At 68.9% G+C, this 19,821-nt stretch carries 22 protein-coding genes; 12 read left to right on the forward strand and 10 right to left on the reverse strand.

Features of this window, described 5'->3' with window-relative positions:
* Positions 1-95: 95 nt before the first annotated feature.
* The 4 genes from AQJ91_RS06700 (at position 96) to AQJ91_RS53400 (ending at position 5,169) form a co-directional block, all read left to right on the forward strand.
* A complete protein-coding gene (locus AQJ91_RS06700; protein ID WP_055418048.1) occupies positions 96-890 on the forward strand; it encodes a toll/interleukin-1 receptor domain-containing protein in 795 nt (264 codons plus the stop codon).
* Entirely contained in the window at positions 887-2,887 is a 2,001-nt protein-coding gene (locus tag AQJ91_RS06705; RefSeq protein ID WP_067017407.1) for a hypothetical protein, read from the forward strand. The genes AQJ91_RS06700 and AQJ91_RS06705 overlap by 4 nt, the downstream gene beginning before the upstream one ends.
* Positions 2,884-4,224 carry a hypothetical protein gene (locus AQJ91_RS06710; RefSeq protein WP_067017408.1) on the forward strand — a complete coding sequence of 447 codons (1,341 nt, stop codon included), beginning with the start codon at positions 2,884-2,886 and terminating at the stop codon, positions 4,222-4,224. The genes AQJ91_RS06705 and AQJ91_RS06710 overlap by 4 nt, the downstream gene beginning before the upstream one ends.
* A gap of 498 nt (positions 4,225-4,722) precedes the next feature.
* Positions 4,723-5,169, forward strand: a complete 447-nt coding sequence (locus AQJ91_RS53400; RefSeq protein ID WP_055418051.1) for a phosphoribosyltransferase — start codon at positions 4,723-4,725, stop codon at positions 5,167-5,169.
* Here AQJ91_RS53400 and AQJ91_RS53405 read toward each other — a convergent pair.
* Positions 5,147-5,500 (reverse strand): hypothetical protein, encoded by a 354-nt coding sequence (locus AQJ91_RS53405; protein WP_159054500.1) that lies wholly within the window; start codon positions 5,498-5,500, stop codon positions 5,147-5,149. The two genes, AQJ91_RS53400 and AQJ91_RS53405, sit on opposite strands and share 23 nt — an antisense overlap.
* A gap of 153 nt (positions 5,501-5,653) precedes the next feature.
* Here AQJ91_RS53405 and AQJ91_RS06720 point away from each other — a divergent pair, with 153 nt between their 5' ends.
* Positions 5,654-6,718: a serine/threonine-protein kinase gene (locus AQJ91_RS06720; RefSeq protein ID WP_067017409.1), complete on the forward strand. Its 1,065-nt coding sequence runs from the start codon at positions 5,654-5,656 to the stop codon at positions 6,716-6,718.
* Here the strand turns inward: AQJ91_RS06720 and AQJ91_RS06725 are convergent.
* On the reverse strand, positions 6,715-7,188 hold the full coding sequence (locus AQJ91_RS06725; RefSeq protein ID WP_324617978.1) for a hypothetical protein: 474 nt from the start codon (positions 7,186-7,188) through the stop codon (positions 6,715-6,717). The genes AQJ91_RS06720 and AQJ91_RS06725 overlap by 4 nt on opposite strands.
* Positions 7,189-7,558: 370 nt before the next feature.
* On the opposite strand from AQJ91_RS06725, the gene AQJ91_RS06730 reads away from it, so the two are divergent.
* The gene (locus AQJ91_RS06730; RefSeq protein WP_067017411.1) at positions 7,559-7,819 is read left to right on the forward strand and encodes a hypothetical protein; all 261 of its coding nucleotides are present in this window, start codon (positions 7,559-7,561) and stop codon (positions 7,817-7,819) included.
* 18 nt (positions 7,820-7,837) lie between these two features.
* Here AQJ91_RS06730 and AQJ91_RS06735 read toward each other — a convergent pair whose 3' ends face one another.
* The 3 genes from AQJ91_RS06735 to AQJ91_RS06745 are packed head-to-tail and all read right to left on the reverse strand — an operon-like array spanning position 7,838 to position 10,189.
* Positions 7,838-8,299, reverse strand: coding sequence for a hypothetical protein (locus AQJ91_RS06735; protein WP_079084730.1), 462 nt, complete (start codon positions 8,297-8,299; stop codon positions 7,838-7,840).
* A complete protein-coding gene (locus tag AQJ91_RS06740; RefSeq protein ID WP_055418056.1) occupies positions 8,296-8,832 on the reverse strand; it encodes an NUDIX domain-containing protein in 537 nt (178 codons plus the stop codon). The genes AQJ91_RS06735 and AQJ91_RS06740 overlap by 4 nt, the downstream gene beginning before the upstream one ends.
* A gap of 1 nt (position 8,833) precedes the next feature.
* Positions 8,834-10,189: an NsdA family TPR-like regulatory protein gene (locus AQJ91_RS06745; RefSeq protein ID WP_067018021.1), complete on the reverse strand. Its 1,356-nt coding sequence runs from the start codon at positions 10,187-10,189 to the stop codon at positions 8,834-8,836.
* Positions 10,190-10,412: 223 nt separating this feature from the next.
* Here AQJ91_RS06745 and AQJ91_RS06750 point away from each other — a divergent pair, with 223 nt between their 5' ends.
* The 4 genes from AQJ91_RS06750 to AQJ91_RS06765 all read left to right on the forward strand — a co-directional run bounded on the left by AQJ91_RS06750 (position 10,413) and on the right by AQJ91_RS06765 (position 13,427).
* Complete coding sequence (locus AQJ91_RS06750) at positions 10,413-11,162, forward strand: hypothetical protein (RefSeq protein WP_067017412.1); 750 nt, start codon at positions 10,413-10,415, stop codon at positions 11,160-11,162.
* Positions 11,163-11,241: 79 nt separating this feature from the next.
* A complete protein-coding gene (locus AQJ91_RS06755; RefSeq protein WP_067017413.1) occupies positions 11,242-12,153 on the forward strand; it encodes a phosphotransferase family protein in 912 nt (303 codons plus the stop codon).
* 1 nt (position 12,154) lies between these two features.
* Positions 12,155-12,847 carry a class I SAM-dependent methyltransferase gene (locus AQJ91_RS06760; protein ID WP_067017427.1) on the forward strand — a complete coding sequence of 231 codons (693 nt, stop codon included), beginning with the start codon at positions 12,155-12,157 and terminating at the stop codon, positions 12,845-12,847.
* A gap of 34 nt (positions 12,848-12,881) precedes the next feature.
* A complete protein-coding gene (locus tag AQJ91_RS06765; protein WP_067017428.1) occupies positions 12,882-13,427 on the forward strand; it encodes an HAD domain-containing protein in 546 nt (181 codons plus the stop codon).
* 66 nt (positions 13,428-13,493) lie between these two features.
* On the opposite strand, the gene AQJ91_RS06770 is transcribed toward AQJ91_RS06765, so the two are convergent.
* Positions 13,494-13,997 (reverse strand): hypothetical protein, encoded by a 504-nt coding sequence (locus tag AQJ91_RS06770; protein WP_234381855.1) that lies wholly within the window; start codon positions 13,995-13,997, stop codon positions 13,494-13,496.
* Between the two features lie 90 nt (positions 13,998-14,087).
* Between AQJ91_RS06770 and AQJ91_RS06775 the strand changes: the two genes are divergently transcribed.
* Entirely contained in the window at positions 14,088-14,621 is a 534-nt protein-coding gene (locus AQJ91_RS06775) for a hypothetical protein (RefSeq protein WP_067017429.1), read from the forward strand.
* Between the two features lie 51 nt (positions 14,622-14,672).
* Here the strand turns inward: AQJ91_RS06775 and AQJ91_RS06780 are convergent, their stop codons facing one another.
* From AQJ91_RS06780 to AQJ91_RS06795, 4 genes are all read right to left on the reverse strand, one after another.
* Positions 14,673-16,373, reverse strand: a complete 1,701-nt coding sequence (locus AQJ91_RS06780) for a relaxase/mobilization nuclease domain-containing protein (protein WP_067017430.1) — start codon at positions 16,371-16,373, stop codon at positions 14,673-14,675.
* Positions 16,363-16,938: a MobC domain-containing protein gene (locus tag AQJ91_RS06785; RefSeq protein WP_067017431.1), complete on the reverse strand. Its 576-nt coding sequence runs from the start codon at positions 16,936-16,938 to the stop codon at positions 16,363-16,365. The genes AQJ91_RS06780 and AQJ91_RS06785 overlap by 11 nt, the downstream gene beginning before the upstream one ends.
* Before the next feature lie 315 nt (positions 16,939-17,253).
* Positions 17,254-18,507, reverse strand: coding sequence for a DUF3631 domain-containing protein (locus AQJ91_RS06790; protein ID WP_067017432.1), 1,254 nt, complete (start codon positions 18,505-18,507; stop codon positions 17,254-17,256).
* Positions 18,508-18,991: 484 nt separating this feature from the next.
* Positions 18,992-19,186 (reverse strand): helix-turn-helix transcriptional regulator, encoded by a 195-nt coding sequence (locus AQJ91_RS06795; RefSeq protein WP_067017435.1) that lies wholly within the window; start codon positions 19,184-19,186, stop codon positions 18,992-18,994.
* Positions 19,187-19,307: 121 nt separating this feature from the next.
* Here AQJ91_RS06795 and AQJ91_RS06800 point away from each other — a divergent pair, with 121 nt between their 5' ends.
* Positions 19,308-19,808: a helix-turn-helix transcriptional regulator gene (locus tag AQJ91_RS06800; protein ID WP_067017437.1), complete on the forward strand. Its 501-nt coding sequence runs from the start codon at positions 19,308-19,310 to the stop codon at positions 19,806-19,808.
* Positions 19,809-19,821 lie beyond the last annotated feature (13 nt).

Here is a 19,821-nt window from a genome sequence, read left to right on the forward strand (position 1 = left end):
CACACGGTCGGGACGCCATGGCTCGGGTGAACCGAAACCCCCGGTCCACAGCCCTGTGCCCGTTCACTCGCCTTTCTCTCACGAAGGGAACCTTCATGCCCGACGTCTTCGTCAACTACCGCACAGGCGACGAGGAATCCGCCGCGACCATGATCGCCCGGGAGCTCACCCGGAGGTTCGGCGACGAGCGGATCTTCTTCGCCAGCAACTCAATTGATCCCGGACGCCGTTTCCCGGCGGAACTGGTCAGAGCGGTGGAGGAGTGCGAGGCGCTCCTCGCCGTGATCGGCCCGCGCTGGGCGGAGGTACGGGGGACCGACGGCCGCCCCGCGCTCGAAGCCGAACAGGACTGGACCCGTCGCGAGATCCAGACCGCGCTCGACCGCGGGATCCTGGTGATCCCCGTGCTCGTCGGAAAGGCCACGCGGATCGACCGCACCGTCCTTCCGGACGATCTGCTGGAGCTGGCGGACTTCCAGTACAGGCGGTTCGACCACCGCAACGCCGAATCGGACCTGACGACGCTCGGAGACACCCTCGCCCGGCTGCTGCCCGAGCTGAGCAGGGTGGACCGCGACGGCCGTGCGGCAAGGGAGCGGACGGAGGCGAAGTCACACGAGAAGTCGGCCCGGGACACCGGGCACATCAGGATGCGGACGCGTGACGTCGAACAGCGCGTGCGCGGCGGCATCGGAAACCTCAACGGAGACCTGTCCGGCACCTTCGTCAACGAGCCGCAGGGGCCCGTGAACACCGGCCGGGGCCACCAGTACAACGCGCCTCACTTCGAGGGCGACAACACCGGGGTCCAGTTCACCGCCGGCGACAACAGCGGTACGGTCCACCAGCGCTTCGAGCGCGAGCGCCGACGCTGGGACGACGGGCGATGACCGAGCAGGACCGCGTCACCGTCACCGATCCGCACGGCCCGGTGAACAACGGCGAGGGGCATCAGTACGTCTTCTACGGCGCTGCCACGGACTGGATGACCCGCAAAGGGGTCGAGTCCCTCCGGATCGCCCTCGAGGACCGGGTGCGCCTGGCCGACCGGTTCGTTCCCCCTAGGGGCTACCGCATCGCCGCCGACCACTTGGAGAAACCAGGATCGGTGGTGCTGCTGGAGGGACCGCCCGGCAGCGGCCGCCGTGCCGCGGCAATCATGCTGCTGCACGGGGTCGGGGATGACAGGAACACCGACGAGGAGAGGGTTCGGGTCGAGGAGCTTCCCGCCACAGCCAAGGACGAGAACAGGAACGACAAGCCACTCACCCCCGGCGAGGGGGACCGTTTCCTTCTCGACCTCTCCGGGATCACCGACGAAGAGGAGTACACCAGGGCCCAGCGCCGTCTGGCCGTGCACCGGTCGAAGGTCCAGGAGGCGGGGGCCCACATGGTCGTCGTCCTGCCGTCGGTCATGGAGTACGCCCATGCGCCGGACTTCGAACCGCACAGGGTGAAGCTGGAGCGCCCCCGGGGCGTCGCTGTCGTCACCCGGTACCTCCGCATGGACCGGATGGCCTTCCACCCTGCGGATCTGAGGAGCGCCGGCCTCCAACACCTGTGTGACCGCTCCCCCATGCGGGAACTGGCGCGGCTCGCGAGGCTGGTGAAGGCCGCTCGCGACAGTGGCCGGTTCGGATCCGACTTCGCGGGATGGCTCGACCAGGCGATGCACGCGGTGACCGACCGTGCCGGTGAGGTGGGTCAGCAGATGGTCGCGGTCCGCACCGCGCCCGAGCGGGCCTTGCTGCTCGCGGCGGCAGTGTTCGAAGGATCTCGCGCAGACACCGTTTACGAGGCATGGCAACGCCTATTGAAGGAAGTGGGGCACAAGGAGGAGGTGACCTCCGAGTTCGCGCAGACGGACTTCGGGGAGCGGTTGAAAGCGCTCGGGATCGAACGGGCCCCGGACGGACGGCTCCGCTTCGAGCGGCTGGCCTACGCCGACGCGGTGCGGACGTACTTCTGGGCGAACTTCCCCGGGGTACGCAACGGCCTCAGGGACTGGATCGGCTCTGCCGCCGAGCTGGACGGCCTGACCACCGACGACCAGGTGGACGTCGTCGTCCGCTTCGGCGAGCGGTCTCTGGCCGTCCGGCGGCCCGACGACCTCTTCGGCCTCGTGGTGCGCTGGGCGAACGACGCGGCCAGGGCGTCCAGCGATCCGCGAGCCGCGACAGCTCTCGAACTCGGTCTCCGTCACGAGGAGTTCGGGGGGTGGTTCCGCAGGCGGATGTACGAGTGCGTCACGAGGTCCGGCTCCTTGTCTGACGGCCTGGCCCGTGTCTTGACAACCGCCTGTCACCAGAGCCTCGGCGCGACGCACCCAGATCAAGCAGTGGTGCGCCTCCACCACCTCGCCGTACGGAGGGAGGGGGCAGCGCACGGGGCCCGGGAAGCGCTTCTCGACCTCGCCGGCCGTGACCGTCGGCTCTACCGACTGCTGATCGACCGCCTGCGGGACCGGGCACGTCAGGAACAACCCGGGGCACATTCCCATCTCCACCTGCTCGCAGAGCTGTTGAGGAGCGACCGAGCGCCGGACCCACCCCGCTGGCCGGACCTGTTCCTGGGCTGGAAGACGGTGTTCTCGCAACCGCCGACGGAACTCTGGAACCCGCTGGTGAGCAGCTGGCTGGACGCCGTGGCGGACGACCGCACGCAAGAGATGGCGCTGGACGTGATGGTCAGGGCGACGCACGGCCGCACGGCCGCCCTCCACCGCCTCTACGTCATCGCCTGCGGCTGGGCACGGTCTGCGCGCCACCCGTCCCGGGCGGCCGTCGCCGCCCTCTTCTGGCGGCACATCGACCAAGCGCAGTACGCCCGCCCGGAGAGTAAGGAGCGTGCGGGCGCCGAACCACGGATCACGGAAGAGGAACGATGAAACACCGTTTTCCCAGCCTGCTGTTCGTCGCTCTCTGCGGCCTCGCACCGGCCGTGCTCGGACACTTTCTGGACTGGTCGGCATGGTTGTGGGGCTTTATGTCCATGGTCACGGCCTCCGGTTCCCTGCTGCTCGTGATGACGGTCCTCAGCGGTGGCCACACGTCCGCCGACCCGTACGAGCCCGGGGAGCCCGAGCCGCCCGCGGTGCCGACGGAGCAGCCGTACCAGGAGGCACGGGTGGTCGACGCGGCGCTGTCGAGCGCGACGAACGGCTACGACTTCCTCTTCTCCGCCACCGTGTGGTGGAGGCCGGTCCCCGACCACGCCGGCCAGGCAGACAGTGCCTCCTCAGCCCTCGCCGTGTCCTCGGTCGTCAGCCGGGCCCTGGAGGTCGTCCGTCACGAGGAACCCGGCCGGGCCAGCTTCGCACGGTACCTCTTGGAGGGGCAGCTGGGCATTCTGCTCCCCGACCTGAGCGGACGGGTGAAGGCCATGGCGGCCGATGTGACGCTGACCCTCGCCCCCGCCGACCGCGAACGCCTGCAGAAGCTGAACGACCTTCGCAAGGACGAGGAGATCTGGGAGTACGAGCGTCAGCACGAGCGCAACAAGCGGCGCTACCTCGGTGACGACGTGCTCAAGAGCGCGGGCAGCGCGGTGGTGTGGTGGCTCGCCCGCCACGAGAACGAAATCGAGAAGGCGGTCGACATGATCGGCCCGCTCGCACAGGTCGCGGCGGCGGCCAACGACGAGGAAGTGCCCGAGCTATTCCGCCACCTGCTCGTCCCACCCGTGAGCGCACGGAGCGAAGCGACCGTCGGGGGCCCGCTGTGGGACGGGGACGACCACGGAGGAGGGGTTTTCGACCGCGAGGAGGAAGTAGGGGTCTCGGATCGACTGCGCCTGTTGCTGACGGAGGCGGGCCTGAAGCCGGACATGGACGGGTACACGGTGCTCGCGCACCGCGTAATGAGGTTCTTGAAAACGGAGGGGCTGGACGAGGCCGCCGCCGAGATCAGGCGGGCCTTTGGCCTGGCTCCCGGCGATGGCCCGGAGGACGAGCCTTCGAGCGAGGGGAACACTACCGGCCCCTGGCCGCCCCGCTCCCCGGCCCCCGAAGGCCCGCCGTTCACCGACCCGGACGTGGCCCCCGGTGCGAGCACGTTCACACCGAGGACGGCGGAGGGCAGCGCGAACGCCGGTGACCGGGACCAGGATCGGTGGGAGACGAGCGAGGACGACACTCCGCCTCCCCACTTCTGGGACCCGTCGCACAGCCCGCACCGGCCCGCCGAACCCCGCCCACGGAACGAGGACGACGAGAACGGGGTCTGATCCGGTAGACGGTCAGCTCGCCGAGGCTCCCCTTCACCGCACACCGCGGCAGGGGAGCCTCTCCTGTCCTGCGAGACCCTCACCGGGTCCGTCCGTTGGCCTGGGTTCGACCTGCGTTGGCGCCACGATGCGGCGCAAGGGATGGTGGCCATCGGGTTCGTCTTCCCACACGGCCGGGTCACCGTCTTCAACGCGCTCGACGAGAACGGCCTGAGCTTCATGGCGCCCGAGCCCTTCTACGAGTGCCACTCCCTGGAGTAGCTGCCCTTGGATGTCTTCTGGATGCTGCTGCGCTCACGTGCTTGATCGGCAATCGGTACCACTCTCCCTGGAGACGTGTTACACCTCAGGACGGGTGATGGGTAGCCGTTCGGCTTGCCGCGCGCAGCAGCCGAAGGCAGTGTCGTTGGTAACGGAATCAGCGTCGGTATTGGCACGCCGCCGTTGCCCATCAAGACTGCACATACCGAAAGCCAGCGATCCTATGGGGGTGTACCGATGAGCGATCTGTTGGACGCCGTGGACACGGCTCACAGCAACATCGAGCGCCTCACCGATCCGGGTGCACTACGCGACGCCACCGAGCAAGTGATCGCTGTCGCTCGCCAGTGCGGCGCCCAAGCGGTCCTTGCCGCCAGCCCCGTTGCCGAGCGCTTGGTCGGCGCGCTCCTGTCGTCATGCAGCGACTTGGTCAGCTTGTCCTCGCAGGCAGCCGCAGCCTCACAGAACGTACTGATCGTGGACGTCAACCTTGCCAGCGGCACTACGGTGGCGCAGGCCGCCCGCCACGCCCGCAGCCGCGGAGCACGGCGTATCCACGCAGTCGTCCTCCATCAACTGACCGCGGTTGCAGCGCAGGCCGCAGACTGCGGCGTAGATGCATTGGACGTCCTCGGAGAACGACCGCCGACCCGCTCTTTGTCTACGACAGATTCGGGTCTGTAGTAGATGCAGCGGGCAAACCCGTAAGGGCCGCAGCAGCGGCCACCGATCGCTTAGAGTCCAGCGTCTTACCGCGTGCCAGTGCCTCCGCCTTGCTCAGGCCAAGCGCCTCGCCGACTTCCTTGCCGTTGCGGTACACAACCTGCTGGATCTTGTGATCGCGACACACGTATCCGAGAGCACCTTCGATCATGAGGCGATGTCGGGGTGCCGCCTTGCGGTTCCCGGCGGGACTAACGTCCGCAACGCAGATCACCACGGCGTTGGGATTCAAGGCCGAGAGCTTGCTACTGAGCATGCGCCCCAGGTCTTCAACCTGGTCGATGACCTCCAACGCCGCCGTTCGAAGCTCACAAGCCTCCTGAATCTGGGGCTCGTCCTGCGATCCTCCCAGGACAACGCAGGTAACTACAGGGCCTCGCCCTGCCGCTGGAAAGCCCACACTGATCCCAAGTACCTCCATGCACAGCACTATAGAGTGACAGGCATGTCGGGAACGGTCATCGCCCAGGTCGGCAACCACCAGGTCGGGAACCGCATCAGTGATCGCTACAAGGTGCTGGAACACCTCGGGGGCGGGGCTGGTGGCCAGGTCTATCGGGTCGAGGACGAGCATCTGCGCGCAGAGGTGGCGCTCAAGCTCTTCGAACCGCAGTCAGGTCAGCCAGCCACGTGGGACGAAGCCCAGGCGCTCAAGGAGCTGCAGAGCCAGTACCTCCTCCCCGTCTACAACGCCGACATCGCCAGCGGGACCGACATCCGCTACATCACGATGCCCGTCATGGACGGCGATCTTGAAACCGCTTCAGTACCGTTCGGCATCGACATCGCCAAGGCGGTGCGCTGGGGCCAGCAGCTCGGGCACGGACTTGAGCGCGTCCACGCCGCCGGCCTACTGCATCGCGACGTCAAACCAGGCAACGCGTTCGTCGACACCGGCAAAAACGTCCTGCTGGGAGATCTTGGTTTTGCCGCGCGGATGGATGCCGACGGCTATACCGCCGCGAACGGAACATACGCCACCGTAGCTCCGGAGGTACTGAGTACAGGCAAATGCTCGGTGGCCTCAGACGTCTACTCGCTGGCTGCCACCATGTTCTACCTCCTGTCCGGGCAGTACCCGAACGGGCCGATAACCCTGGGACGAAGCGCCCGCAGGGAGCGAATTCTCCACGGCCAGTTCGACAAACTGCGCGATGTCGCCCCGCATGTCTCCCAGGGCCTCGGCAGCGTCGTCGAGCGAGGACTCTCTCTCGATCCAGTTGCTCGTCCCAGCAGCGCGCAAGCTCTCGCAAACCAACTCGCTCAATGTGTACGCCCTCACAGACCTTGGCGCCGCGTCACACCCCACGACGGTCACGACCAATGCTTTGAAGGGGGCGCCACCAACACGGCGAAGGCAGTCTCGGTCTGCGCGGTACAGGACGCACGTGGGCGCTACGGCGTCGAGGTGCGCCACGAGACAGGCCGGCGAGCACGCCAGCACGAGAAGAGCGGACTCCAACGAGACAGCCTTCCTGCCGCTTTGCGCACTGTGCTTCGCAACCTCTAGCACGGTATTGAGGACGGCAGAATTCCATACCGTGCTGTCCCGCCCGCCAGCACGAGTGAGCGGGTTACTGGCTGCCTTCCCGGGGCGCTACACACGCTTACGGGCGGAAGCAGCCACGGCCTCAGCAGCCGAAGCTGCGGATCGAAGCAGACAAGCCCCATCGATGCCGCGAGGTCCGCAGCGTAGGCCGACGCTTCCTCGGCCATGCTGTACCGCATTGGGAAGTAGATGAACGGCCCGGCCGCCTCGCCGATCAACGGCCCCGTCGACCAAGGGGAGGTGTCCTCCTCGTCCTCCGTGAGATCCACCCATCGCGCCAAGAGCCCAGCAACGTACTCCGCGATACGCGGTGACGGTGGAAACTCTTCCTCCGTGTCGATGTAGCGGTCGTACAGCTGGGTGAGGACCTCGCCCGCGATCACATCGTCAGCGGGCTTGCTGCCTTCCCACACCGCCAGGTCGTAGCTCATGGCCGAACTGTGCCACGCCCTACTGACAGTACCGCTTAGCGTCGATCAGCAGGCCAGCCGCACCAGACGTCCGAGGGAGCTGTTACGTTCCGCCCATGACCGCACCAGACGATCTACTCCTTCGGATCGAGCAGGAGCCTTCCCTTGCTGCCGCGCTCGCCTGGCCTGGCGACTTCGACATCGAGCGCCGGGACCCCATTGAGGACCTTGCCCTTGGCTTCCCCTGCACCCGATAGCCGGCTGCGGCGCTGGCGGCACCTACTTCCTGTGCGGGGAAGCCGGGGCCGAGGAGAGGCCCGTCCTGTACGCCGACTCGGAGGGCCAGGCGACACTGATCGGCGCCGACCTCGTCGAGGCCATCGCCCTCATCGTGGTCCTGCCCTTCTGGCGCGACCTGGTGAAGGGCTTCGCGATCAGCGAGCTCGGCTCGGGCCTTCGGGCCGACCACCCAGACTTCGACGCCGAGCGCGACCGCCTTCTGCACGCCCTCGGGCTTGCCTCCCTCTCCGAGGAGGAGGCTGCCGCTCGCCTGCTGGCTGTGGCCGCACGCACGGCCCCGGACTACGTGCCGTGCGTACCTGACGACGATCACCTGCCGTACGAGCTTCTGTTTCCGAGCGGCCCCGCCTAGCGAAGCCAGCGCTTGACGTCAGTACCGGGCGATGACCTGTCGCAGGTCCGTGCCCAGGAGGTCCTCCAGCGCCTGGACGGTGGCTGGCGGTAGTGGCAGCTCGCATTCTGGGTCTGTGGTGACGAGGCTGTACCTGGCGAAACCCGCAGCCTCGACGTAGTCGAGGGCGTTCAAGTCCGTCTGGGCAGAGCAACAGGACATCGTCACGGCAAGCGCGTCGAAATAGCCGTCTGGAAGCGTTGCCGTGTCCATCGCGTCGCCCCACCAGTCTTCGATGTCGAAGCCGCATACGGGGCACCGGACACCACACCAGTTCTCCCCGGGATCAATGAAGGCTGTGCCGGGGATGTGCCAGACGTCGTAACCGCCCAACTCCTCAGGAACCAGTTGTCGTAGCCGGGCTTGCGCAGCCTCGCTCGCAGCGGGCGCAGGCGAAAAGTGCGGGTCCTTGGGTATGAGGTGGAGCAGCGTGATGCTCACGCTGCCGACCAGCCGTCCAGCGAGACCTCCGAGCCGTCATTCAGGTAATGGTGGAGGGCGCTGGCCGTGGTATCCACGAACGCCTCGGGGATGGCGTTGGCGTCGACCCAGCGGACCTGGGAGTGCTTGCGGGGTTCGCGGTTCTCGGGTTCGCCGGTCCATTCGTGGGCGGCGAAGACGACCGTGAGGAAGCCGTTGGGGGCCTCGACGCCCCAAGCGCCGTGGATGATGTGGGCGACCTTGAGGGACTCGGGCTTCACCGTGAGGCCAGTCTCCTCGTAGAGCTCGCGGACCGCGGTTTCGGTGATGGGCTCGCCGGGCTCGCTCTTGCCGACGGGGAGGTCCCACATTCCCTGGGCGAACTTGGCGTTCTCGCTGCGCTGGAGGAGGACTACGCGGTTGGTGGCCTTGTCGTGGACGATGACCGCGGCGACCAGCAGGGTCATCGATTCGAGCGCCGGCTTGAGGGCCTTCGGCTGGTCGTCGGTCTGCTGGGCCACGGTGTTCCCTTCGTCGGGCGGGTTGTTGGGCATGTTAGGCGAGGGCCTCGCGGGCGCGGCGAGCGAGATCAGCGGCACCGGGCACTTTGCGCCTCTGGTAGACCGCGAGAGTGGAGCGGATCGAGGTGATCGCCTTGCGGGTGCGGTCGGAGGTCATGCCCTCCATGAGGACCAGGGCCTGGGTCCAGGCGGCAACGGCCTCGTCGGCGCGTGCCTGGGCGGCGAGGCTGTCGCCGAGGTCTGCGTGGGTGAGGGCGTGGACGCGCTTGTACTTCTCCGGGTCCCAGCGGGTGAGGGCGTCTCGGTGCTGCTGTTCGGTGCCGATGTGGTCGGCGAGGTCAGTCAGGGTGCGGGCGGTGTGGCTGGCCACGGTGCCCGCGGCGGGGCCGCTCACACGGGAGTAGCTGGGCTGAGGGCCGTCGTCCCGTAGGAGGGCGTCCTCGGCGGCGAGCAGGGCGCGTGCGGCCGACGGGTTCTCGTTGGTGGCGGCGTAGGCGCGGGCGTGGGTGATGTGGAGGAGTGCTTCCGTCTGGCCGTCGACGTGGCCGAGGCCGCGCTTCAAAGCCCCTTCGACGAGGTCGACGCAGTGGTGGGGCTGTTTGAGGCTGAGGGCCTGGTGGGCGAGGGCACGCATCATCCAGGCGGCGTGGCCGAAGGGGTCGGCTTCGCAGGCGAGCTTGTAGCCGACCTGGTAGTAGCGCTGGGCGGCACCTTCCTCGCCGAGGTCGTGGTGCTTCCACCCTGCGAGGTAGGCGAGTTCGGCGACAGCGCCGAAGGCGGCCCGGCGTAAGGCTTCGCTGGGGAAGCGTCCCCGCAGCATGGGGGCGGCTGTGTCGGCGAGGTACGCGGTGACGGTGGTCAGGCCGTGCCCGCCGCCGAGGCGCTCGTCGGCGGCGGTGAAGGCCGCGGTGATCTGCCGGACGACATCCACGTCCTCCGCGCCGACCAGGGACGTGCCAGTACGGGCGCGGAGCATGCGGGCGGTGGCTTCGTGGTCGTAACCGAGCGGCATGGCGACGCCGGCGGTGGTGAAGGCCGCGATGGTGAGGAAGCGGCGGCGCTCGACGTCGGCCCGGCCCAGGTCGGTAGCCGCGAGCACTGGGTCGGATTCCGCCGGCGCTTCGTCATCGCTGGCCTGGAGGCCGATCTCGGTCTGGGTGACCGTGCGCCCCGCTCGGCGGGACAGCGCCTCGGCCAGGTACTGGCCTACCCGGCCGGACGGGGCACGGGTGCCGTTCACCCAGTGCGAGATGGCCGACTTGTTGGTCTGGAGGATCTCGCCGTTCTCGGCGGCGATGCGCCGCACGTCTCTGGCGAGGGTCTCGTAGGTGCAGTCGACCGCCGCGATGACGTCGCGCAGACGGGAGTTGGGTTCTTGCTGCGCCGCCACGATCGCCTCCACTCCGGAGCTGTAAACCGCGTATACCGCTTCAACTGCCTTCCACCGTACCCACTGAGCGTGACCACCGGTTCACTTATCAGCAGCCGCCCGGAACGGCACGACCGTGATCCAGGCTCCCCCTTGGTCCGAGCGGCACCCCGAAGTTCCGTACGCCCACACCGGGCTCGGGCATTCGTGTGCCCGGACCCGGCCGATCAGAGACGGAGACACGGTGACCACCATCGAGACCACGGCTATCCCGGTCGAGCTGCCCGAGGCGTTCGACCCGCGCTGGAGCCGCTTGCCCGGCATCCAGGTCGACGGCCGGCGCATCATGATCGACCCGGCCGAGTACTTCTTCCGCTTCGAGTCCAACACGTGGCTCGTCGCCGACTGGGAGCTGGTCAAGGCCCAGCTCCTGGACGTGGACGAGACGACCGAGAGCGCGGTCGAGCAGCTCGCGCTCGGCTTCATCAAGCACCACGGTGAGTCCACCTCCGACGCGGCCCGCGTCCTGGCCACCGCGTACGAGGTGTACGCCTACCTCTTCCGCGACGAGCACCTGGCCAGCCTCGGCCTGCCGCAGATCACCGCCACCCACCTACGGATGCTCCGCGAGGCCGCCACGCTCATGGCGCTCAACAAGGTCGAGCTCGACGGGCACATCTCCAACGTCGGCCCGTGCTGGTTCTTCCCCGCCGCCACCTCCGTCGTCTTCGACCTGGACGACGAGACGGGCGGGATGCTCGACGAGGTCTACCACGGCGGCTGGTTCAACGAGCACCGCCGCATCGAGTCCATCAAGGCCCACGCCGCCCTCGGAGGCCGACTCGTGCACGGCTGCCAGTCCGTGCCGGACCAGTCCGGCGGCGTGGTCGCGCCCTACGGTGCCTCGATGGCGAACTTCCGCGACGACCTCGCCGCGTTCAAGGCGGGCTGGATCGAGCAGGTCTACGCCCACCGCGTGAACCCCGCCGCGTAGCCCACCACCCGATCAGGCTCCGGGGCGGGTCGACATCCCTCGCCCGCCCCGGACGCCACCATCACCCCGGAGCCCGCCCGTGACCACGAACCCCAGCGCCGAACTCCTCGACAACCTGCTCACCGCGACCGGCCAGACCACAGCTGTACGGGAGGAGGTGCGCGTGTGGTCCATGTCCGGCGTCGAGCGCGTGGCCTTCCCCGACGGCTCCACGGCCATCTTCAAGTACGCCAAGAAGCCATTCGACAGTGAGGACCAGACCCTCCGGCTGGCCCACACCCTCGGCGTTCCCGTCCCCCAGGTCCATGCCTCCGCCGTCCTGGACGGCTGGCTCGGCATGCTCATGGAGGACCTCGGGCCGTCCGTCCGCGAGGCCGACGACCTCGACGGCGTGGCCGCGGCCGTGGTTCTGCACGGCACCCGTACGGCTCCGCCCTTGCCCGTCCTCGACCAGGAGCGACTGCGCATGCTGCCGACCCGTGCGCTGGAGCATCTCGAACGGCTGCGCAAGGCCGACCGGTGGCAGGACGCCGACGACATCGAGGACGCGCTCGACCGGATCGCCCAGGCCGCCGAGGCCCGCTCGGCCGGAGCGACGCTAGAACCGTTCGGATGGGTGCACTCTGAGTTCCACCCCACCAGCCTCCACATCGGCGAGCGCGGCTGGAGGCTGCTCGACTTCGCCCGCGCCTTCACCGGCCCCGGTCTGCTCGACCTCGCCAGCTGGCACGGCACCATCGAGCCCCCGCACCCTGTGCGCCTGCGCGTCTTCCTGGAGCAGTACGTCACCGCCGGCGGCACCCCCGACGCCCTCGCCCCGCGCGGCGGGCTCACCGCCGAGAACTGGGCCCTGGGCTGGCACCGCATGTGGGCCGTCGAGTGGTTCATGGAGCAGGCCATCCGCTGGATCAACGACCCGGCCACGGACCCCGCCTACATCAAGGCCGTCCGCCGCCACCTCACCGACGTCCTCCACCTCCTGGAGATCTGACGTGCTCGCCCAGGCATCCCCCTGGCACGCCCACGCCCTCCAGCGCACCGCCGCCGGACTCGCCGAACCCCTTTCCGTACCCGCCCGGATGGAATGGACCACGAGACCCGGCCAAGGTCCCGGCGCCGAGATCCTCGGCTCCGACCTGCGCGGCAAGCGACTCCTGGAACTCGGCTGCGGCCCCGGCCACAACGCCGCCCACCTCGCCACCCGCCACGGTGCCCACGTCACCGGCGTCGACCTGGTCGGCCTCCAGGTCCGCCGCGCCCGCTCCCACTACGGACGGCTGAACAACCTCACCTTCGTCGCCGGCCACGCCCTGCACTACCTGCACGCCTCCAACGAGCAGTTCGACGCGATCTACTCCGTCTTCGGCGCCGTCGGGCTCGTCGCGCCCGAGCTCCTGCTCCCGGCCATCGCCCAGCGCCTCACGCCCGGCCGGGTGCTCGCCTTCTCCGTCCCCCACCCGCAGCGCGGCGGCCGCAGCCCCTCGGGCGACGACCGGCCCCGCCGCGACCACGTCACCCTCCCCGACCGCACCCGCCTCCCCATCGCCCGCTGGGAGTTCTCCAGGGACCGGTGGGAGAAGCACCTCAGCCAGGCGGGCTTCTGGCTCACCTCGGCCCAGGAGTTCCACGACCCCCGCATGGGCCACTGGCCCACCACCCTGCTGATCCGCGCTCGCAAGCTCTGACCAGCTATTCGCCCGGCTTCCCCTGGAGGAACCGATGCGCCCGCCCTACCTGCTCCTCGACATCGACGGCGTCCTCATACCCTTCCCCGACGCAGAGGGCTCGACCCCGGCCACCCACGCCCGCCACGACGTCGTCCCCACCGGCCGCAGCGCCGACAACCCGGTCACCGTCTGGCTCAACCCCGACCACGGCCGCCTGCTCATGGACGTGATCCGCACCGGCCTGGTCACCCCCGTCTGGTGCACCAGCTGGCGGCAGGACGCCACCACCCTCATCGGCCCGCTTCTGCGCCTCCCTGACCTGCCGTACGTCGACCTGCCGCGCCCCCAGATCACCACCAGCCACCCCAACGGCTACCTCTGGAAGCGCGACCACGTCGACGCCTGGCTGGACGACGCCCCCGCCGTCTGGATCGACGACGACTTCACCGGCCTCGACCATGAATGGGCGGTGGAGCGCACTGTCAAGGGAACGGCGACCCTCCTCATTCAGCCCGACCCGCACCTCGGTCTACAGCCCGAGCACCTGACCGAGGTCACGAGGTGGGTTGCGCAGTTACACACAGCCCGCGCCGCCTGACGACTGATGCCCTCGCTGTCACGAGTAGCGAGGGCATCCGGGTGCGCTGCGGGGCCTGCACCAGGGCTACTGCCACAAGTCCGCTCCATCGCGCCCACTCGGGTCCATGGCCAAGAGATCTTCGTGCAGGCCCGAGAGGGCTCGACCAGTCGGGGCGCCGTCTTCGACTGACTCCATGACGAGCCAGCCGACATCGATGCCCGATACGTTCAGATCACTCCCGGTGTCGAGCTCATCGAGCGTTGCGAAAACTGCCTCATAGGCGACCGCTCGTGCCAGGCGAACGAGATCCTCCTTGTTCGCCCCAGCAGCAAGGAGCCGCTGGGCAACAGGAAGCTGATCGATGGCATCCGGATCGGCCCAACCGCCGATCGGACCGCGCCACAGACTTCGCAGCAACGTGAACCGCGCGAGGTGTGGAAGGTCCTCACAGATCTCCGACTTGGCCCAGTCGCCGGCATCGGCTGCGCCGAGTGCTTCGAATCGGGCGCGCAGCGACTCCGCTGTCGCCCTTCCACGCGCGTCCAGACTGTTCAGCCAAGCCTGCCACTCGTTTGAGGATTCACTCACCGTGACAGCATGCCCCACGCGTATCTCGGCTGGAGATCCGCCAGCACTATCAGCAGCTTGGCAGCCCAAGCCGATCGCTACTCTGTTCGCATGATCGTGAACGGAGATCGCCAGTTCCCCGCCGCGCTCGCCGCTGCCATGGCAGTCCGGCTCGAGTGCATTGGCGAGGATGGTGTCGACTTCGAACCCTACGAGTCCTTCCTGACCGCCGATGAGACCACCGACTGGTTCCGCGCGTGGACAGGCAACAGCGAGCTGAACGGTGACGACTTCCGCGTATTTGGCCAGGATGGCACCGGCGGGAACGTAGCGTTCTGGCTGGTTCGTCCACGTCGGGAGCTGGTGGAGCAGCCCGTTGTCTTCCTGGGCTCCGAAGGAGAGACGGGCGTTGTCGCTCGCGACCTGGGCGCCTTCCTGTGGCTGCTAGCTGACGGCTTCGGCCCGTGGGAAGCAGCCACCTCATACGAGCCCGAGCCGGATTGGGCTCCACAGGTCAATCGCGACCTGACGGCCATCGCGGAGCAATTCGCTCCGGACCGCCGCGCGTCGGCAACGGCGATCATCGCGCAGGCCACACGAGAGTTTCCCGACTTCGACGACACCATCATGAAGCTCTGCCGTTAAACCCGACCCGATGCCCCCGCCAGGACGCGTGGCGAGGGCATCTGACTGGTGTCAGCGGCGCCGACTGCGCTCTTCGGGCTTCGTGGCCACTGGCGTGGCCAGAGGGTGTGGCGTGGCGGACATGGACGTCGTTCCGCTGGTGGTGGTGCTTCGGCTGCGAGCCGCTTGCGTTCGCCGGTTCGGCTGAGCGGTGATGCGCCAGTTGAGGACCTCGGCGGGGTGCTCGGCGCTGTCGAGTTCTCGCTGGGTGCCCACTTCGGCCAGGAGGCGTCGGGGGTTGTGGCCGGCGGTCTCGGCGTGGGCGAGGGTTGTGGTCAGGGCGATCCAAGCGGGGTCAGCGAGGATTCGGTCGGCGTGGTCGGGGAGGGCCGCACGAACGTCCTGCTCGAAGCGGCGGGCGGTCGCGGCTCGCGGTGCGCGGCGGGCCAGGTCAGCCAGGACGGGTGCGGCGGCCTGCTGGTAGCCCGCCTGGAGGTGGCGGAAGGCTTCCTCGGCCGCAGCGGCCTGCTGCTCGTGGCCACGCTGCTCGTGCCACTTGGCGGCGGCGCGGGCCAGATGCACGGTGGCGAAGAGCAGGGCGATGGCGAGTCCGCCCGGCTCGCCGGAGGCGTAGGCGAGTTCCTTGGCGGCCTTGCGCAGGGCGGTGGCAGCCTCGTGGTCGGCACGGATGGCGGAGCGGCGAGCGCGGTTGAACGCCATCGCCGCTGAACGCAGTTCCGCCCGGTGAGGGCCGGTCGTGGCGCTGGCGATGTTGTACAGGGCATCGCCGAAGGCGGCCAGGTGGCCCTGGGCGGCCGCATCGTCACCGGAGTCGAGCACGGTGCGTGCCGTGTCTATGGCGGTGGTGGTGTGCCGCCATAGGGCGGCGGGGTCCGCGACATGCCGGGGGCGGTCGGCCACCTTCTGGTCGGGGAGGCGTTCGCGTAGGCGGTTGATGGAGAGGTCGGGGGCGAGTTTGGAGCCGCCGTACCAGACGGGTTCGCCGGCCGCGTTGGTGTCGCCGGGTGCGGCGAGGCTGTAGCCGATGACGTCGCCGGTCTCGGGTCCGAGGCGTGTCTTGACCTTGATGCCGAGGGACTGCAGCACGGTGAAGTAGTCGGCTTCGGTTCGTACGGCGGCGGCGACCGCGTACGCCTGCTCGCGCAGCCAGTGCCGTGCTGTGACCGTCTGGCCCTGGCGCTCGGCCTTGGCGCGTTCGGCGCCTGTGGGGGTGCGGGGCGCGGTGAGGTCGCCGGACTTCAGGTGGCGCAGGCCGAACTCGGCTTCGATCTTGCGGCATTCGGCTTGGGCTCGTTGTCCGTCGTGGTGGGTGCGGGGGCGGCGTCCGTCGGTGCGGACGGTGGTGGCCATGAGGTGGATGTGGTCGTCGGCGTGGCGCACCGCGATCCACCGGCATGCCTTCTCGTCGCCTTCGGGGGCGATGCCTGTGGCGTGAACGATGCGGCGGGCGACCTCGGCCCACTCGGCGTCGGTGAGGTAGCGGTCGCCGGGCGCGGTGCGGACCGGGCAGTGCCAGACGTGCTGGGGTGGTTTCTTGCCGCCCAGTTCGCGGGTGCGCAGGTCGACGTGGTGGTCGAGGCGCTTGGCGAGCTGGGTGTAGGTGGCTGCCGGGTCGCGGCCGGGGTCGGGGGCGCCGGCCATGTCCCAGGCGGCGACTATGTGAGGGTCGGTGTGTTCGTCGCGGCGGCCTGGGCCGAAGAGGTAGGCGATCAGTCCGCGGGTGTTGGAGCCGGTGGAGACGTCAGGAACCATGGGCGGTGCCTTCCGTCAGGAGCTGGTCGATCAGCTGGTAGCTGCTCTCGGCGGCTTGCTCGACGCGGTCCAGCACCGCTTCGGCGCGCTCGGGCACGGTTCCTCGGTGGATGGCTGCGGTGATCTGGTTGAGGTTGCTGCCGATGCGGTTCAGCGCGACCGTGTGTGCATCGAGGGCCTCGATCAGCGGGCGGACTGGGTCGTCCTCCGGGCTGCCGACCAGGCCCGCCTTGCCGAGGGCGACGGCCAGAGCGGCGTCGCCGACGAATCCGGCAAATTTCTGGCCGCGCTGGTGAGCGGCGGCGCTGATCACGCTTACAGCGGTCCGGGTGAAGCGAATGGTCTTCTCCTGGTCGCGCTTCTCCACGGTGCGCTTGCGGTTCATCAGGGCGGGCAGGACGGGGGCGTCGAGGTCCCGCCAGGAGGGCTGCTCGGCGGGCGGTTGGACATCGGCCGGCGGCTGGGTGCTTGGGGCGACGGAGTTGGGTGCGGGCGGGCAGCTGGTCTCGGCTACACCCTCCTCTGGCTCGGGCGCCCCCTGGCGCTCGGCCTTCTCCTCCGCCACCCCTGGGGCGGGGGCAAGCGCGGACGAAGCCTCGTTAGAGGCTCGTTCGCTCCAGCTTGCTGCTGATCGGCGGGTCAGGCCGAAGAATCCTTTGAGGCGGCGGGTGGGAAGGCTGTCGGTGCTCGTTTCGGGCATGGTGGTGCTCCGGTGGTCGTGTGGGGTGGGGCTTCGTCACGTCCGTTGCATCCGTCCCGTAGCTGGTCAGGACAGGTACGGAAGCGGTCGCAGGTACGGAGTGATCCGTATCCGCGAGGAACTCCGTCCCCGCGCTGACCTGCGCGGGGACGGATGCGACGGATTGATACGGAGCTGGTGTCAGCGAGTGGGCCTGGGGCCGGCAGGCCCGCCGGGCGGCCCGATGGGCAACGTCCCCGACGGAGGCGCCGGTGGCTTGCCCTGGGCTCGACGTGCGACCACGGTCTCGCCGGCTGCGGGGATCGGCTGGGCGGGGTCGGGGCAGTAGCGGGCCCAGGCGTCGAGGAACTGGTTACGGGCGTACGCCTTGGCCTGCCTGCCGTTCTCGAAGCGGTGGTTGGCCGGGCTGATGCCGAAGTCGCGCAGCAGGTTGGCCAGGTGGTAGGCGTTCAGGCCCTTCGTGCCGTACTCGGCCCAGGGCGCTTCTGCGTCCTGGATGAGGGCGGCGAGCAGATCGTGGCTGCGCAGAGCCTCCCGGTCGCCCTGCTGCTCGAAGGCGCGGCGGATGTCCCGGAGCAACCGGGTCTTCAGGGTCGTCTGCTCGTCCTGGACCACCTCGTTCCGGGTCATCGCCAGGCAGGCGGCACGGGCCTGGGCGGGCCAGTGGCCGCCGGCCAGGTCGGCGACGATCACCAGGGGCTCCCAGGTGTCCGCGGCCCGGTCTTCGACCGGCATCGGTGGCACCAGCCGGTGCGCTGTCCCGCGCAGCGGGGTCAGCCACGCGGCCAGTCGGTCGCGCAGCGCGTTCAGTTCCGGGACGGAGTGCCGGGAGCGGAAGGGGGCGACCTTCTCGCCGGGCTTGCGCTTCTGCATGCGGAGCACGACGGCGCGATCCATGATCGTGTCCGGCAGGTCGCCGATGCCTGCCAGTGCGGCCATGGCGAAGGTGGGGAACGCGGTGGGCTTGTGTTCCGGGCCGGATATCCGCCAGGCGGGGCGGTTGCGCTGGTGTCCGGCGTTCAGCAGGCCGCGGAGGTCCTCCTTGTCGCCGGCCTTGGGGCCGAAGATGGTGTCGGCCTCGTCCACCAGGAGCGTCGGCGGGTCCTCGCCGATGATCCGGAAGACCACCGCCGGCGAGGTGTTCACCGTCATCATCGGCCGGGACACGGTCTCGTGGAGCACGTCCAGGACCCGGGACTTGCCGCACCCCTTGGTCGGTCCCACCACCGCCAGGCGCGGTGCGTGCTGGAGAGCCGGCTGGATATGGGAGGCCGCCACCCAGAGGGTGACTGCGGTCAATACCTCCTCGCTCGGCAGCACCACGTACCGGCCGATCGCCGCACGTAGGTCATCCAGCAGCGCGGCTCCTTCTTCGGCCGTCTCGCCGCCCGTACCAGCGCGGTCCCCGGTCCCCGATCCGCCGTCGGGGACCACGGTCCCCGCAGATGCGCGGGGACCGTGGCTCTCAAGATTGGCTCGGAGAGCGCCGTGCTCGCCCGGGATTCGGGGACCGGGCTCGGGGACCGGCGGACGGGAAGTCACTGTCCGGTCCCCGGTGTCCGATTCGGCGGGACCGGTCCCCAAGGCGCTGACCTGCACTGGTGCCGCGCTGGGTGTGTTTCGGTCCCCGACTGGAACACCCGTCGAAGCAGGGGACCGTGACTCCGTTCGGTCCCCGTTGCGCCAGGGGATGCCCTGGCCGGGGACCGCGGGGGCGGGCCAGACAACCTCGGATGCGTTCGAGGTGGCGGGGGACGTAGGGTCCTCCATAGACGTTCCTCTCAGGTGAGGGACAGGACGGACAAGGTCCCGCCCCTCACCGGTTCGTTCGTTCAGGGATGGGCGACGTGCAGGGGAATCCCCGGCCCTCGGCGTTGGCGCGCCGGGGGCCGTTGCTGTGTCCGGGACTGCTGGCGGCTCACGAGGCCAGACCCCACTCGTCCTGGCCCTCGATCAGCGTGCGCTCATAGCGCAGCAGCTCCGCCTCGGGGTAGAGCACCCGCTTGCCGATCTTGATGCCACGCGGCCCCTTCTGGATGTGGCGCCAGTAGCGGACGGTGCTCTCGGCCGTGCGGTAGCGCTCGGCGACCTCGGCGGTGGTCAGGTATCGCATGCATTCCCATTCGGGTAGGTGGCGATTCGATCTGCATAAAGGTGTACCCCAGGATCGGCGGTTACCCAAATCGGGAAGCTCATGTTTCAATTGGGATAGCGACGGTGACGATGGAGGTTTGATGGCAGGCGACAGGCCCGAGGGCGGCGAGGTGCCGCTGCTCTACAGCGAGGGAAACGTGGCCGCGCGCGTGGCCCTGGAGCGCGAGGTCAGAGGGTGGAGCACGACCGAGCTGGCTGAGCGGGTGACCAGAGCGGGCGTGAAGATGAACCAGACGGCGGTCTGGCGCATCGAGAACGGCACCCCTCGCCGGCGCATCAACCTCGACGAGGCCCTCGCCTTCTCCCGCGTCTTCGAGCTTCCTCTTGAAGAGCTGATGTCCCCGCCCCTGGAGGGGCTCGACATCGACAGCCGGCGGTTCGTCCAGGAAGCCGTCGAAGCGTTCTATGAGGCCCGAGACGCGCGCGACCGTCTCCATCACGCCGTGGTCGCCATCGCCGACCACATCAAGGCCCATCCCGACAGCTCGCGGGCGATCCACGAGCAGTGCCTCCGCCTCATGGGCGACGAGCGGGACGCTCGCACCCTCAGCGGCGACATCGAGGACGGCGGCCACTACTGACAACCGACACGAA

Source organism: Streptomyces dysideae (genome assembly GCF_001514305.1).
In the GTDB taxonomy this organism is placed as follows: domain Bacteria; phylum Actinomycetota; class Actinomycetes; order Streptomycetales; family Streptomycetaceae; genus Streptomyces; species Streptomyces dysideae.

Coding starts and splice junctions, on each gene's coding strand:
- AQJ91_RS06740 (WP_055418056.1), bottom strand. CDS start 8,832: ATGCCCAACAACCCGCCCGACGAAGGGAACACCGTGGCCCAGCAGACC.
- AQJ91_RS06780 (WP_067017430.1), bottom strand. CDS start 16,373: ATGGTTCCTGACGTCTCCACCGGCTCCAACACCCGCGGACTGATCGCC.
- AQJ91_RS06720 (WP_067017409.1), top strand. CDS start 5,654: ATGTCGGGAACGGTCATCGCCCAGGTCGGCAACCACCAGGTCGGGAAC.
- AQJ91_RS06800 (WP_067017437.1), top strand. CDS start 19,308: ATGGCAGGCGACAGGCCCGAGGGCGGCGAGGTGCCGCTGCTCTACAGC.
- AQJ91_RS06700 (WP_055418048.1), top strand. CDS start 96: ATGCCCGACGTCTTCGTCAACTACCGCACAGGCGACGAGGAATCCGCC.
- AQJ91_RS06725 (WP_324617978.1), bottom strand. CDS start 7,188: ATGAGCTACGACCTGGCGGTGTGGGAAGGCAGCAAGCCCGCTGACGAT.
- AQJ91_RS06795 (WP_067017435.1), bottom strand. CDS start 19,186: ATGCGATACCTGACCACCGCCGAGGTCGCCGAGCGCTACCGCACGGCC.
- AQJ91_RS06765 (WP_067017428.1), top strand. CDS start 12,882: ATGCGCCCGCCCTACCTGCTCCTCGACATCGACGGCGTCCTCATACCC.
- AQJ91_RS53400 (WP_055418051.1), top strand. CDS start 4,723: ATGAGCGATCTGTTGGACGCCGTGGACACGGCTCACAGCAACATCGAG.
- AQJ91_RS06705 (WP_067017407.1), top strand. CDS start 887: ATGACCGAGCAGGACCGCGTCACCGTCACCGATCCGCACGGCCCGGTG.
- AQJ91_RS06775 (WP_067017429.1), top strand. CDS start 14,088: ATGATCGTGAACGGAGATCGCCAGTTCCCCGCCGCGCTCGCCGCTGCC.
- AQJ91_RS06710 (WP_067017408.1), top strand. CDS start 2,884: ATGAAACACCGTTTTCCCAGCCTGCTGTTCGTCGCTCTCTGCGGCCTC.